Annotated in this window: 13 protein-coding genes; 3 read left to right on the top strand and 10 right to left on the bottom strand. The window is 33.9% G+C overall.

Features of this window, described 5'->3' with window-relative positions; all coding sequences use genetic code 11:
- Positions 1–124: 124 nt before the first annotated feature.
- Positions 125–4,639 carry a translocation/assembly module TamB domain-containing protein gene (locus LU301_RS06665; protein ID WP_305268902.1) on the bottom strand — a complete coding sequence of 1,505 codons (4,515 nt, stop codon included), beginning with the start codon at positions 4,637–4,639 and terminating at the stop codon, positions 125–127.
- Positions 4,640–4,669: 30 nt separating this feature from the next.
- Complete coding sequence (locus tag LU301_RS06670) at positions 4,670–7,309, bottom strand: autotransporter assembly complex protein TamA (protein WP_305268904.1); 2,640 nt, start codon at positions 7,307–7,309, stop codon at positions 4,670–4,672.
- A 210-nt stretch (positions 7,310–7,519) separates the two neighbouring features.
- On the opposite strand from LU301_RS06670, the gene LU301_RS06675 reads away from it, so the two are divergent.
- From LU301_RS06675 to LU301_RS06685, 3 genes are all read left to right on the top strand, one after another.
- Positions 7,520–8,836 carry an MFS transporter gene (locus LU301_RS06675; RefSeq protein WP_305268907.1) on the top strand — a complete coding sequence of 439 codons (1,317 nt, stop codon included), beginning with the start codon at positions 7,520–7,522 and terminating at the stop codon, positions 8,834–8,836.
- A gap of 70 nt (positions 8,837–8,906) precedes the next feature.
- Complete coding sequence (gene ispF, locus LU301_RS06680) at positions 8,907–9,398, top strand: 2-C-methyl-D-erythritol 2,4-cyclodiphosphate synthase (RefSeq protein WP_305268909.1); 492 nt, start codon at positions 8,907–8,909, stop codon at positions 9,396–9,398.
- A gap of 58 nt (positions 9,399–9,456) precedes the next feature.
- Positions 9,457–9,990: a DUF1287 domain-containing protein gene (locus LU301_RS06685; RefSeq protein WP_370692248.1), complete on the top strand. Its 534-nt coding sequence runs from the start codon at positions 9,457–9,459 to the stop codon at positions 9,988–9,990.
- A gap of 134 nt (positions 9,991–10,124) precedes the next feature.
- Here the strand turns inward: LU301_RS06685 and LU301_RS06690 are convergent, their stop codons facing one another.
- The 8 genes from LU301_RS06690 to LU301_RS06725 all read right to left on the bottom strand — a co-directional run bounded on the left by LU301_RS06690 (position 10,125) and on the right by LU301_RS06725 (position 15,645).
- A complete protein-coding gene (locus LU301_RS06690; protein WP_305268913.1) occupies positions 10,125–10,739 on the bottom strand; it encodes a carbonic anhydrase in 615 nt (204 codons plus the stop codon).
- A 294-nt stretch (positions 10,740–11,033) separates the two neighbouring features.
- Complete coding sequence (locus LU301_RS06695; protein WP_305268915.1) at positions 11,034–11,243, bottom strand: hypothetical protein; 210 nt, start codon at positions 11,241–11,243, stop codon at positions 11,034–11,036.
- 122 nt (positions 11,244–11,365) lie between these two features.
- Positions 11,366–11,656 (bottom strand): PA4642 family protein, encoded by a 291-nt coding sequence (locus LU301_RS06700; protein WP_305268918.1) that lies wholly within the window; start codon positions 11,654–11,656, stop codon positions 11,366–11,368.
- 29 nt (positions 11,657–11,685) lie between these two features.
- Positions 11,686–11,955 (bottom strand): cell division topological specificity factor MinE, encoded by a 270-nt coding sequence (gene minE, locus LU301_RS06705; protein ID WP_305268920.1) that lies wholly within the window; start codon positions 11,953–11,955, stop codon positions 11,686–11,688.
- A gap of 1 nt (position 11,956) precedes the next feature.
- Positions 11,957–12,769: a septum site-determining protein MinD gene (gene minD / locus LU301_RS06710; RefSeq protein WP_305268922.1), complete on the bottom strand. Its 813-nt coding sequence runs from the start codon at positions 12,767–12,769 to the stop codon at positions 11,957–11,959.
- A 233-nt stretch (positions 12,770–13,002) separates the two neighbouring features.
- Positions 13,003–13,758, bottom strand: coding sequence for a septum site-determining protein MinC (minC, locus tag LU301_RS06715; RefSeq protein ID WP_305268924.1), 756 nt, complete (start codon positions 13,756–13,758; stop codon positions 13,003–13,005).
- Between the two features lie 108 nt (positions 13,759–13,866).
- A complete protein-coding gene (gene sodA, locus LU301_RS06720) occupies positions 13,867–14,490 on the bottom strand; it encodes a superoxide dismutase [Mn] (RefSeq protein ID WP_305268927.1) in 624 nt (207 codons plus the stop codon).
- Between the two features lie 411 nt (positions 14,491–14,901).
- Positions 14,902–15,645 carry a UDP-2,3-diacylglucosamine diphosphatase gene (locus LU301_RS06725; protein WP_305273994.1) on the bottom strand — a complete coding sequence of 248 codons (744 nt, stop codon included), beginning with the start codon at positions 15,643–15,645 and terminating at the stop codon, positions 14,902–14,904.
- Between the last annotated feature and the right edge of the window lie 14 nt (positions 15,646–15,659).

Here is a 15,659-nt window from a genome sequence, read left to right on the forward strand (position 1 = left end):
TTTTCAAGCATATCACAATATTTTAATGATTTATTTTTGCGACAACAGGGCAAAAACAATCAATTATTCAGTTTTTTTAGATACAAAAAACTACAATTGCATAAATTTAATGCTATTTATCACACTAAAAACGCCAATTATAGAACAAATCAATCGCACGTTTAGTATCTTGACTTGCTTCTAAATAGAGACGTCGATTAATTTGATAACGTACGGATAACTTATTTACAGGACTAAATACCCCTACACCGTAACGGATATATAAATCAGGGGTAATATAACCTGTTAAACTTACTTGCGTATCATCACCAGAACCTTGTGCATCTAAAGCTAAACCGCTCAAACCAAATGCTCGTCCAATCTGATTGGTTAAAGCACGTGTACCACCTAAGCCCATGCTAATCCCTGCTGCTGCAATAGCATTATTGACATCAGATTTAAAACCTTCTGTTGTGGTACTCGTACTTGCAGTATCACTAATACTCCCTGTCAATAATGCATTTAACGCTTGTTGTTCCGACAGACCCGTATCACTATAAATTTGAATATTTGGTGATAATGCTGTACCTAACACACGCACGCCAACCGTATCGCCTTGAATATTTTTACTCGCATTAATGTCTAAACTTGGATTAATTAATGCTCCATTAAAACGTGCAATCGCTCGACTTAAGTTTAAAGTTTGTCCATAAGCACTAATTTGGACTTGACGTGTACTACCAATCGCACCTGTAGCACGCATAGCAATTTGTGTACCACGTTGAGTTAAATCTAATTTTCCAGCCAATGGAATACGTGCATCAAAACTTTGGAAAATAATTTGTTCACCTAAAGTTAAACCAATATTAGCATTAATATCCCATGCTTTGGCTTTTGCTAATGTTTTCTGCACTTGGTCGCTACGCACAACACGCACATCAGATGACACAGGCACAGCTGTTGCCGAACTTTCTGGCATATTAATTAATGCACGTGGAATATGTACTTTACCATTCACATTAATACGTTGTTTTAATGGTAAAATTTCCAAATTCATATCCGTATTTACTGCCGCCATAATTTGTGGTGCTTGACGAACCAATAAATTATCGCCTTTCATTTTTAAGCGTAAATATGGCTGTTGTCCCCATGCGGCATTGCCTGTAATGGTTGCTTGACCTTTACCACTATTAAATAACCCATTAATTGTAGCAATATTTTGACGAATCGCCATATACAGCTCGATATTATTTAAATCAACAGGTAAAGTATTAAGACTAAATACTCCATCTTTTAGCTGAATATCGCCATAAAATAGTGGATCAGTAATCGTACCATCAATTTTTCCTGCAATCGATAAACTACCTGCCATTTGACGTACATCATCAATAAACGGACGCAATAATTGTACATTGACTTGTTCAAATGCAATTTCGCCTGTCATTGGCATACCTTTGACATCAGGCTTAATTAAGACATTAGCATAACCACTACCAATGCTTGGCGTTTTCATATTACTACGCAACATCAAACCTTGTGGTGTGGTTTTGGCAATCAAACTTAAATCATCATAAGCCAATACCGTACCTTGTTCATTTGGCTGTTCACCCATCAAGCCAATCACACCTTTTTTGGTAAATAATTGCGCATCTAACTCTGGTGTTTGCCCTTTTTTCCAACTCGCTTTGGCATAACCATTCAATTGTCCTGTAATTTCCATGCCATCAGGAATAAAGGCTTCTAAATCTTGAATATAGATATTTTTAGTCATTAATGAAACATTTGCAGATTCTGGACTTGCAGTAATATCTTCATCAAAACATAACTGATTATTGACATTATTCCAACAATGTTTGGCAATTTTTAAATTCTTTTTATCTAAATGATACACCAAGTCTGCCGCACGATTTTGTACCAATTGCATACGTGGCGATTTAAATGAACCTTGTTGAATTTGCCCAATCCATTGACGTTGTTGGTTAATACCACCTGCTAACTGGATATAAAATTTAGAGCGTGGCTGCTGACTGTTAATTTTGAGTACATGGCTTAAATATGTTCCTGTCAAATCCACTTGAGCTTGGTCAATCTTTCGACCTAAGGCAGATAATTGTTGTACATCAAGTATCAACTGACTTGGTGTTTGTTCAGAAATCGGTAATTCACCTTGTAATTTCATCTTTTTCACAGCAAAGATGTCAGAAAATGCTAAATTATCAATATTTAACTTACTTTCTAATTGCAAACGTTGTTCACGGCGTAAAATTACATCGCCATAAATTGTCCCTTTTAATTGAGAATGTAAGGCATTTAAAGCAGGTGCTTTCACACGTAAAACTAAATGATTTTGATTACCCGACACTTGTAAATGATTATTAGCATAACTCATGCTTAACTGATTAGCATTAAATTGTTGCTGTTTCAAGCCTTTATCTAATTGTGATAAATCGACTGATAATTGCCCCACGCCACGCAATGGCTGTTCATTTAATATACCAGCAATATCTAATTGATGTATATCAACTTTTTTAGCTTTATCTGTCCATTCTCCTTGAGTTTGAATCAGACCAGAAATATCGCCTGTTGCACCTGCATAAAAATAATGTGGTTTAAAATGCACCAAGGCTGATTTTAAATCCCAACGAATACCTTGTGCAAAATTAATCTTACCTGTGGTATGAATACGTCCACCTGCTCCATGATGATAAAAGTTTTCAATGTCTAAATATTCAGGTGTTCCTGATAATTTTAACTGTATCACACCATCATTCACATAACGTTGATTAGTATTTATCGCCGTCATATGACCATCATATTGCACGCCATAACTTTTAAAACCACCGCCTTGTTTTTCATCATAAAATAAAATAGCCGTTGTAGAATTGCCTGTTAATTGTACACCTTCCGCAATATCTGACTGTAAACTTTGTGCCAATACCCCTGTTAAATTCATATTTTTAGTTTGAATAATTTGTGTATGATTATCTTTAGCATAACCACTCACATCAAATGTTCCTGTTAATTGCTGAATAGAAATGTTTTCATTCACCAATTGCGGATTAAATTTGTGAGTTTGCACTTGTGCCGACCAATTCAACGCTTGTTTTTGATTTGGTAATTGTACTTTTGCCGTTGCCTGTAAACGAGCATCGCCTAATTGATAGTTCAATTTAGGCACATTCAATTGCTGTTCATCAATCACTAATTGTGCTTGATAATGTCCTTCAGGTAAAAAGCTATCTTTAAATGGTTTTAATTGTGTATCAACATCAACCTTAGTTTTCTTATCCAATACAATATTTGCCAAACCTTGTGGACTATTTAAACCTGTAATATAAGGCATTTCACGATTGACATTTTGCCATGATACCGCTAACACAGGTGGAATCATCTGTTTTGGACGTGGGTTATCTTTTTGCTGAAAATCGACCGTCCATTGCTCTTGATTAGCAAATTGGATATGATTTTTAGTCGATACACCATCTTTTAATGAACCTTGCGATTGTAATTGTCCTGTCAATGATGGTGGTAAAAAACCTTGTACATCACTTGATAATAAAGCCTCTGGCACTTTTAAATGGTCAAATGAACCTTGAGCTGTCCAAATTACATCATCTGTATTACGCCAATCAAGCACACCTGCAAGCTGAATTTGTCCGTCCATCACATCACTGGTTAAATGTTTAATTTCTAACTGATTGATAAAATCAGTATGCATTTGTGCATTATATTGTCCTTGTGGAACATTTTTACCTTTTAAATCGGTGTCTAATTCTATATCGAAACCATTAGCATTACCATAAAAGCGTGCTATACCTTGTTTAGCATATAACTTTTCGTCTTGTAAAAATGGTAGATGATAATTTTTAAATTGCAACTCACCACGCATTGGTACTTGGTCGTCCATCACATTAGCTACAATCCAACCTGTTAATAAATCAGGTGTTTTAGTCGCCACACCGCCATACATTTCCTTTAGACTACCTGTAACATGAGCATTAATTTTTTTGATATTAATACTATGTAAACTTGGCAATTCTACGACAGCATCAAGCTGTAATGGATATTGCCCCTGTTGTGTAAAATCAATAAAGCCTGTTGCATCTTCAACATATACACCATATAAATTTACTTTACTGTTTTTAAAACTTAAATGTGTATCTTGCCATATTGCTCGATTTAGTTGAATATCATGTAAATAAGTCGTTGCACCTTGCGTTTTGATTTCTAAGTTTTTCGCATTTATTTGATCAAAACGTAAAGTCATTGGCATACGAATATCATCATAACTAAATGGCGTATCGTCTGATGGAGACATATTAATAATGCGTAAAGTATTTAAATCAGCAGTTAAGAAATGAGCTTGCTGAGTAAATAATAAAGAACGCCAACCTAAGCGTAATTTTGCCGTATCAACTTGAACTTCGGTTTCATCAACTTTTAAACTAAAATCATCTAATTGTACGCCTGTCCAGATATTACCGCCTTTATATTGATAAGTCATCATTTGTTGTGAGCTTAACAAATGATTAAAAATAAAACGGTTTCCGCTTTCAGTTGATAGTAAAATCAGCACCGATAAAACTAATAATATCAACATACTAACTGTGAATATGACGATTTTTTTCAGAAAACTTTTATTCTTGGTTTGTGCTGTCATACTAAAAACCTATTCAAGATATGATGTTGATTATTGCAATGGCGAACCAATAAAGAAATGTAAACGAATCGGGTGATTATCATCAGAAATGCCAGAAGCCAAATCTACACGAATCAGACCGACAGGCGATTGCCAACGTACTCCTAAGCCAACACTATAAGCCATTGGATTTTTAAAATTGGCATCAAAACTATTACCAAAATCAGAAAATACACCAACACGCCAACCATCAGCAACTTGATAATTATATTCCATTGAGCCAACAGCTAAAGCCTGCCCACCCACTCTAAAACCATCTTCCATCGGCGATAAACTCTTATAGTCAAAGCCACGAATACTTTGATCACCACCTGTAAAGAAACGTAAATTATATGGCACACTAATAAAATCATCCGTAAACATATAACTTGCATCGGCACGTCCTACAAACTGATGATTATTATTTGTTCCAAAAGAATAAATAAAACCTAAACCTGCCGATAAAATAGCAATATTCGCATCACTCAATGCATGTTTACTACCTAATTGAACTTTATAACTCTGACGCAAACCTTGTGTAATATTAGTCGGAGAGTTGGCTGTCAATTTCGATACAGAATAACTTGCCAATAAAGATTGCTGATTTGGTGTACGCACAATTAAAAAACGCTGTGGAATATCAAAAATATGTACATTACCATTGACAGTCAAACGGTCTAAACGATAACGTAAACCAAAACTATGTTGCCATGCATCATAACGTTGGCTTTTGAGCATAAAATCTCCACCACCAATCGCTGTTTCCGTAATTAATTCTAAACCTTTACCTAAACTTTGGTCGCTTTCTCTCTCATATCCCCCAACCAAAGCAAAATAACGATTAATCGGATGATGATAAGGAATATTATAACGCAACTCGCCCGCTTGACGAATTTTAGACAATTCAATATTACCCTGTAAGCTATGTCCATAGCGATTTAAAAATGCACGGCGATATTGCATACGTGTACGAAATTCTGTATCTGTACCATAACCAAAACCAACTTCCATATTATTAGGTTTATCAGCATTTAAAGTAACAATTACAGGAATTTGCTTCGTTTCTCGTGCTTGTTGTTTTAAGCGGTCTTCTTCTTGTTCCTGTTGTATTGTTTGTGCTGATGTTTCACTTTGCAAAATCTGTGGTGATATTTCATCATTTGATGTTTGTGTATCATCAGTCTTACTTTCTTCATTAACCCCTGCAAATTGACTTTCATCAACATTTGCAACATGACTCACAGGTGTAGTCGTACTTAAATTTGCTTTTTGTTTTTCAATGGCTAGCAAAATATCAGGAGGTAAATCTAATTCTTTTTGAATAGGGTCTGGTGTAACAGCATTCACTGTAACTGAATTAAAAAATCGTGAGTTAATCAAATAATTAGAAAATAAATTTATACGCCATTGTGCATAGTTATCGCCAATCTGCCATGTCATCATTTCCCGTAAAATACGCTCATCAATGGGTAATGGCTTATTCGGATCACTCATACGAAATTGCACATCTCCTAATTGATAACGCTCGCCTGTATCATATTTTAAATTAATATCTGCCGTATTTTCAGGCAAAGCAACTTTAACATCATGCAATAACCAAGAAGCATCAAAAAAACCGTTATTACTTGCCGCATCGTTAATACGTGTTTTAGTTTCTTCATATTTACCATGATGTAAAATATCACCTTCTTCCAAATCAGGAATAACTTTAATCACTTGGAATTGTGGAACTGATTCGCCTGCACCAATAAAGTCAATATTTTGACTTTTTACACGCACAACATTTTCTTGATTTTTTAATCTAACGCTAACACGTTTATAATCATCACTTGGGGTAAAAATAAAATCAACGTCATAATACCCCATCGCTTGTGCTGCTTCATTAGCAAGTTTACGCATTTGTGGTAGCATAACATTAAAATCTTTAACACTATCTACAGTTAAAGTTTCCAGTGTAGCAATAATATTTTCGCCTAACTCCAATGTATCTGCATTCTCAACCTCAACTTTAATGTATTGCTCTTTTTTCAATTCAGGCATATTACGCTGACGTTTCCAACGTTGAAACCATGAACCTTGATTCACATCATCAAGCACTAAATCCGTTTTATCTTTAAAAATATCATCTTGCTCAAGTATTTGATTGGTTGTTGCCACTTGTTCTACAATATTCTGACTATCTTGTTGAATATTTTGCATTAATTCAGTTACATTGACTGATGATGCGAATTGCTCCACATCAATTTTAGTTAATGGTGCTTCCTGCAAAGTCTCCAACATACTTTTTTGTAATGGCTGTGTTGTAGTTTGCCCTGTTGCTTGCCACGTTGTCGCATCTTTTTTGGCTTGCTCTGCTACTTGATAAATTTCATTCATCATCGCCACATCAGCCTGTGTTTGGTAATGCTCCAAATCATCAAAGGTGAGTGGCTCAATTTTAGGTTGTTGCTTTAAAATGGCTTGTGCTTCTTGCACCACAGATTGACTCGATAACTTATTTTCCACCATAGATTGAGCTTTAGGTGATACAATTGATGTGTTTTCAATTACTTCTTGTGCCAAAACAGATGTAGGCAAACAAAACATCACAGCAAAAATACTGTATGCTAAATAGGATATTTTTTGTTGTTTTGCTATTTTACCCATCAACATTGTTGAACCACCCAAAATGAATTATTTACTACAAATTAAAAAATGATATAAGCTCAGTTTATGCTATATTACACTTGACTTTTTTTAAGATTTATCTAATCTTAATACAATCATGTAAAAACCTGATTTAACCTAATGAATTATACTCTATTTTATGTAAAATAACTCGTTTTTTATGTAACAAATTCATCTAGCTACGGAAATTTTAATATGCGTAACACAAGCAATAAAACCACTTCATTTTTAATGACACGCCGTTTTATGCCCATGTTTTTTACCCAATTTTTTGGTGCACTGAATGATAATATTTTTAAACAAGTGCTATTATTAATGATTAGCTACGGCTGGTTACACAATATTAACAATGTTAGTTTAATGACTAATTTAGCTTCATTATTATTTATTTTACCTTATTTTATTTTTTCTGCAACGGCTGGGCAAATTGCTGACCGCTATGAACGTTCATATCTCATTCGTTTATTAAAATTCTCCGAAATCATCATTATGCTAATTGCAACTGTAGGATTATTGTTATCAAATGTATGGATATTATTATTTGCACTCTTTTTGATGGGTACACAATCGACTTTCTTTGGACCCATTAAATATGCAATTTTACCTGAAATTTTAAATGAAAAAGAACTTATTTCAGGTAATGCGGTATTCCAAGCGGGTACATCTTTAGCCATTTTATTTGGTATGTTAATTGGTGGCATGCTGATTAGTTTTGCCAAAGGACAAGTTTGGATGATTAGTACAGGAGTCATCATCGTGGCAATTGCAGGCTACCTATCTAGTCGTATGATTTTAAAACAAAAAATTGCAGCACCTGACTTAATCATTAATTGGAATTTCTTTCAAACTAGCTGGCAAACCATCGCCTATGCCAAAAGTTTACCAATTATCTTTTTGATTTTGTTTGGTAATTCTTGGTATTGGTTTTTTGGTGCAACTTATATGACGCAAATTTCTGAAATGACTAAAATCTATCTACATGGCAATGAAAGTGTCGTAAGTTTATTATTAACCTGTTTTTCGGTTGGCGTGGGTATTGGTTCATTTATTTGCGAACGCTTAGGTAAAAATAAAAGTCCACAGCATTTAATCAAATTAGTCGCCTGCGGTGCAATTGGATTATCATTATTATCATTTTATTTACCACTAAATTTATCATGGATTCACCCTACACAAGGCAACTTACTCACTTTAAATCAAGTACTATCAATTCCTGTATATTATCATAGTTTCATCAGTATTAGCTTATTGGGCATCGTAGGTGGTTTTTATATCGTACCACTTTATACCATGATGCAACATTTTTCACCAAGTAGTCATCGTGCCAGAATTGTTGCTGCTAATAACATTCTCAATGCAATTTTTATGGTCAGCTCTGCTATAATAGCAATTATTATTTTAACCATTTTAAAATTATCAATTGCAACTTTATTTATTATTGTTGGAGTCATTAATGCAATTTTTACCTTTATTTTATTGACAAAACTGATAAAAAAGTTAAAAGCAACTTAATAATCGCAAAATATCACTATCATCAACACTTTTTTGCTATAATGTTTAAAATCTAAAATGAGAGATTATAATGACTTTCCCTATTTTACGTATCGGTCAAGGCTTAGATGTACACGCCTTTGAACAAGGCGATTTTGTAACATTAGCAGGTGTTCAAATCCCACATACACACGGCTTAAAAGCTCATTCAGATGGTGATGTTGTATTGCACGCACTAAGTGATGCTTTATTAGGTGCTTTATCTTTAGGCGATATCGGACAACATTTTCCTGATACTGACCCACAATATAAAGGAGCAGATAGCCGAGTATTATTAAAACATGTTTATCAACTTATACAACAACATGGCTACCAACTCAATAATGCAGATATTACGGTAGCCTGTGAACGCCCTAAATTAGCTCCGCATAATGTTGCAATGCGTCAAAGTATTGCTGATGTATTAGGCATTGATATTGAACAAATTAGTTTAAAAGCTACTACGACAGAAAAGCTCGGCTTTACAGGACGACAAGAAGGTGTCTTTGCGTCAGCAGTCGTATTATTGATAAAAACAAACTAATATTTGTTTAATTTTATCGGAATAATCAATGAAAATTACACACATCACGCTTGCCCTTATGTTAGCTATGCCTAGCTTTTCAGCATGGGCTATTTCAGCTACACAATTAGTAAAAGATGCTCGCTCACAAATTGGACAAACATTAATGTATGACCCTGCCTATAGCCAATTAAGCTATCCAATGGGTGATGTGCCAATTGTTAAAGGTGTGTGTACTGATGTTGTGATTCGTGCTTTACGCAAGCAACAGATTGATTTACAACAATTAGTTCATGAAGATATGAAGAAAAATTTTAGTGCCTATCCTAAAAAATGGGGACTAAAATCGACTGATAAAAATATTGACCATCGCCGTGTACCCAATCTACGTACTTATTTCCAGCGTAAAGGTTATGAAGTTAAAGATGGACGTTATCTAGCTGGCGATATTGTTACTTGGGATTTAGGTAAAGGTTTAGTGCATATCGGTATAGTTTCGGATAAAAAAACATGGCATGGCACACCTTTAATTATCCACAATATTGGACGTGGCACTCAAGAAGAAGATATTTTATATCGTTTTAAAATTACAGGGCATTACCGAGTGCCATAAAATGATAAGAACCAAAAATTCGCCCCTATCATTTATTAGATCTCTTTCCAAACCCCTATTTTTATGGGATTTAAACAACATCAAACCTAGCATTCATAAGGGTTTGTTTTTAGTTTGGAAAGAAGTCTATTATCTTAAAAATCAAAAAACTCTACTTTCCCTGTTTCTAAGGAATATTCCGCCCCAACAATTTTAAGTTTACCTTGTGCAATCAAATTTTCTAGTACTGCAGAACCATGACGTAATTGATTAACTGAAGCAAATACATTAGAACGCACCGCATGTTTAGATAGTTTTTCCAAATCATCTTTTAATTCAGTTTGCATTAAAATTTCTACTGATGGGCGTACACGATTTACAATCGATAATAAATTACCAGATGAACGTTTCTCAGGATTAGTTAAAACATCTATAGTAGCTTGAATCGCACCACAATGTGTATGCCCTAATACAACAACGACTGAACAATCATATTGTTGTGCCGCAAACTCAACACTCCCTACTTGTGAGGGTGCAACAATATTTCCAGCTACACGAATAACAAATAAATCGCCTAAACCTTGATCAAATACCATTTCTGCTGGTACACGAGAATCTGAACACCCTAAAATAATCGCAAAGGGGTTTTGTCCTTGTGCAATTTCAGCACGTTGAGCATGTGATAAAGTTTTAGATGCGGTCATTTCCCCATCAACAAAACGTTGATTACCCTCTTTTAAACGCTGTAAGGCTTGTTCAGATGTAAACATAAAGTTCTCTTGTTTGTATAGATAACAGGTATTTTAATATGGAATTTTCCATTTGTCATTGTCTAATTATTCCATTCTACTCTCACAGAGCAGATACATTTGAAATATAATATTAATAATCATTTTCTCATAAAAAAGCACTTAATATCATCAACATATTAAGTGTTTTTATAGAGAAGTAGGGTGCGTACCACGCACCTTTTATAACTTTTCATCGAAATGGTGCGTAATACACACCCTACTTAATCTTTATATTTCAAAAGGTTACAAAATTTAATTTAAGCCGAACTCAGATTAATTAATATATAAGTTCAATTTTTGTTTAAAAGTATTATAATCAGATTTAACAGCCAATTTTGAACTATCACTCATATATACATAAACATAATCTGCTTCTTCTATCTCTTGAACAGACACAATCTGATTAATGTTAAGTAAAGTTTTACTTTCATTTTTCAATGTAACTTCTATAATGCTTGGAAAATTCATATTCATTTGCAACATAATAAACTCCTATTAAATAATATTTCAGTAATATATAAAATTATTGAGAGTTTGTCAATTTTATAATTCAAATAAAAAAGCACTTAATATCATCAACATATTAAGTGCTTTTTAGATTCATCTTAAGCAGAAAATTGTGCTAATACTGCTAAAAAATCATCTTTTTGACGTGAATGCTGTGCAATAACATCATGAATACGTTGCCCCTGTGCATTGGTTGCATTAACATCACGACCATCAGCAATAAATTTCTTGAGCAAACGTTCATAATCTGTTGAACGCATGTGTTTAAACGCATGATATAACACATGAAAATCAGCATCTACACCATTTGGTGGTAATTGATTAAGATATGCAAATACACGCTCATCAGACCATGCTTCATTAAACGTTGCAGGTTGCGAAACAGCCATTTTGACACTCCTTGCTTAAAATAATCGTATTAACGCTCATCAGGAAAATTAATCGTCATTTCTAGCATTTCAGTATTAGAATCACTATGCATTTTCATTTGAATATGCTCTTCATCAACACCACGCATATAACGATTAACCACTTGCATAATCTCACGTTTCATTTGTTCAATCTTATCTTGACTTAAACGGCGACTTAGACTATGTTCACTTGCTACAATCACTTTTAAGCGATCTTTTGCGGTTTGAGCACTACTATTTTTACTTTTTGAATTAAAAAGATTATCCCAAAAACCCATATTAACCTCCAAATAGGCGGGCGAACCACCCTTTTTGTTCCGCTTCAATATGACGATATGGACGATCTTCACCTAAAAAACGAGCAACTAAATCATCATAAGCCTGCCCTGATTTTGATTCAGTAAACAGAATAACTGGTTTACCTTCATTCGAGGCTTGTAATACAAAAGGACATTCTGGAATAACACCCAATGTTGGTACACGTAAAATATCTTTAGAAATATCATCAATCGATAACATTTCTTGTTTATCTGCACGAGCAGGATTAAAACGTGTAATACATAAGTGTTTGCGTACAATCCCTTTACCTTGTTCTACTTTTTTAGTTTTGCTATCAAGCATACCAATAATACGGTCAGAGTCACGCACCGATGAAATTTCAGGGTTGGTTACAATAATCGCTTCATCAGCATGATACATGGCTAAAATCGCACCACGCTCAATACCTGCAGGAGAATCACAAATAATATAGTCAAATTCTTGTGATAACTCTTCCATAACACGTGCAACCCCTTCATCAGTCAAAGCATCTTTATCACGTGTTTGTGAAGCAGGTAAAATAAATAAATTATCTAAATCTTTATCTTTAATTAAAGCCTGTTGTAAACGAGCTTCTCCGTTGATGACATTCACAAAATCGTAAACTACACGGCGTTCACAACCCATAATTAAGTCTAAATTACGTAAGCCTACATCAAAATCAATAACAACTGTTTTATAACCACGCAATGCCAAACCTGTTGCAACTGCTGCACTCGTTGTTGTTTTACCTACGCCGCCTTTACCTGAAGTTACGACAATAATTTTTGCCACAGAAACTCACTCCTGTTAAAATAAAAACTTAATTTTATAACTTAATTACATCAATATAAATAAATCTGCCTTTGCTATTTAGCCATTTTTGATTTAAAAATATCTGATATAACTCAGTAACATTACTCAAAACAACCTATTATAAAACAATTATAACAGTTTATGCCGATAAATTTTAGATTATTTTCAAATAACAGTTAAAATAATCTGAATACATGATGAATCTATTTGGGTTAAAATTCCAACAAGTCAAAACATAATTCTTGTTGTTCATTTAAATAAATATAACACGGACGATTTACCACACGCAATGGAATATCATCAGCCAAACAATATACCCCTGCAATCGATACTAACTCTGTACTTAAAGCATGACAAAAGATTTTGGCATGAATATCACCACACGCACCTGCAATTAAACGTCCACGTGCAGCACCATAAACATGAATATTACCCGATGCAATAACTTCTGAACCACTATTTGTACCTGCAGTTAAAATAATATCACCATATTCTTGTACTAAACTCTGCCCTGTACGCAACATGGTTTGATGAAATGATGTTTTATGCTCAACAACAACCGTTTTAACCTCAGCTTCAACCTGCGTTTCTACTGGTATTTCAACAGGTTTATTTTCAGCAACTACAATAGATGGTTCACTATTTTTAACCACTGCAATTTGTTCATCAGTTGCTCGAATACGTTCTACAGGACGATCTTTCGGTAACACAGGAAATTGAATATCTCGTGCTTGATTGGCTAATAAACCTTCCACAACCGCAATCGGCTGTAAACCTTCTGCAATAAAAAGTTGTAAAATTTCAATCAGTTCTTGCTCAACTGTACTATCAATAACAATTGGAATATTTAATAATGGTGTTTTTTTTGATAATTCAGTAAGCTGTTCACGGATTTGTTGCTGGTCAGTCGTTTCCAAAATTAACCGACTAAAATTAACCATACGCCCCGTAATTTTAAATGCAGACATTCTCATATTCCAAAAGGCTAAAATTGCCTTATTCTACCATAATTTCAGACATTTGAAAAAATAAAAGCTCTTTTTACAGAGCCTTTATTTTTTTATCATCTTTGATGATTATTTAGGAGCATTAGCAAAACGGTTTGCAGCTTCATCCCAATTTACAACTGACCAAAATGCCTTGATATAATCTGGACGGCGATTTTGGAATTTTAAATAATAAGCGTGTTCCCATACATCTAAACCGATAATTGGATAACCTTGACAACCCGCTACAGCTGTACCCATTAATGGAGAATCTTGGTTCGCAGTAGAAACTACTTTTAATTTACCCGCATCAACCACTAACCATGCCCAACCTGAACCAAAACGAGTCGCTGCGGCTTTTTCAAATTCAGCTTGGAAATTTTCAACTGAGCCAAAATCACGCTCAATAGCCGCTTTTAATTCGCCTTGTAAAGTTGTACCAGTTTTTAAAATTGTCCAAAATAAACTATGGTTCGCATGACCACCTGCATTATTGCGTAAGAATGTACGTTTATCTTCTGGTACTTTGCTTAAATCAGCAATTAACTCTTCAGCAGTTAAATTTGCTAATTCTGGTAATGCTTCTAATGCACCATTTGCATTATTAATATATGCTTGATGATGCTTAGAATGGTGGATTTCCATTGTCATTGCATCAAAATGCGGTTCTAATGCGTCATACGCATAACCCAATTCTGGTAATGTATAAGCCATAATTTTCAATCCTAATATAAAATTAAAATACGCTTTACTTGCTGATGACTCTAAGTTAAATCATAAAAGTCATGATAGCTTGTTTACGATGATTTTAATTTGGTTTTAATGTGAGTTCTGTTTAACAACTATAACCTATTAAATACAAAAGATGTAGATGAAAACTTATAAATGGTGCGTAGTACGCACCCTACGAGTATCAATCAATGTCATCTATAACTTTTAATATCAAATAAGTTATATAGATAAATATCCCAAACTCACGTTAGTTTTAAAACATTGGATTTATCATTGAATAAATCCCACTAAATCTCTTGGTTTATTATAGCGGTTTATCAGTAAAAATGGGAATGTTTATCTAAAATATTTTATGCTTTTTTGTAAAATGAATGGACAGAATAGATAAATCATTTATGAGCAATATAACCATAATTTAAAATCAATTAAACCCGCATCATTCATTTCTAAAATCATCGCTTCCACGGAAGTTGAATGCTCAATATTTCGCTCTCGCCAATCACCCAAAACAATTCTTTGTTTACGTTCAATATGATGAATTTGTGGTCGATGAGTATGCCCATGAATTAAAATATCAACATTTTCCATCACTTGCTGTACTGCAGTTGCGTTTACATCCATAATAGTAAATGTTTTTTGTTGATTCGCTTGCAAACTATTTTGACGTAATTTATTGGCTAATTTTTGTCGAAAAGCTAAGGGAGAATGTTTTAATAGCATTAAAATTATTGGTGAACGAATGAGTTTTTTAAAGCGTTGATACGAAATATCATCAGTACATAATGCATCGCCATGTTCAATACGAATATTTTTTTGAGCAATGTTCAATAATACATTTTCTGCCAATAATTTACCTTGGAAATGATTTAAAAAATCTCGCCCCAATAAAAAATCTCGATTACCCGCCAAAAAATAAATTTCATGTCCTAATCGTGTAAACTGTTGTAAATGTTCAATAATTTTATTAAGCCATTGACTTTGCACATCATCGCCTAGCCAAGCATTAAACCAATCACCTAAAATATATAATTTAACATGATGATAAGATTGATAATGCTGAAGTAAAGCAAAAAACCCTTGTACTAGACAAGGGTGTTGCTCGGATAAATGTAAATCTGAAATAAACAGATATGTGATCATTGCAAATAAAA

This window comes from Moraxella sp. ZY210820 (genome assembly GCF_030674635.1).
Classification (GTDB): domain Bacteria; phylum Pseudomonadota; class Gammaproteobacteria; order Pseudomonadales; family Moraxellaceae; genus Acinetobacter.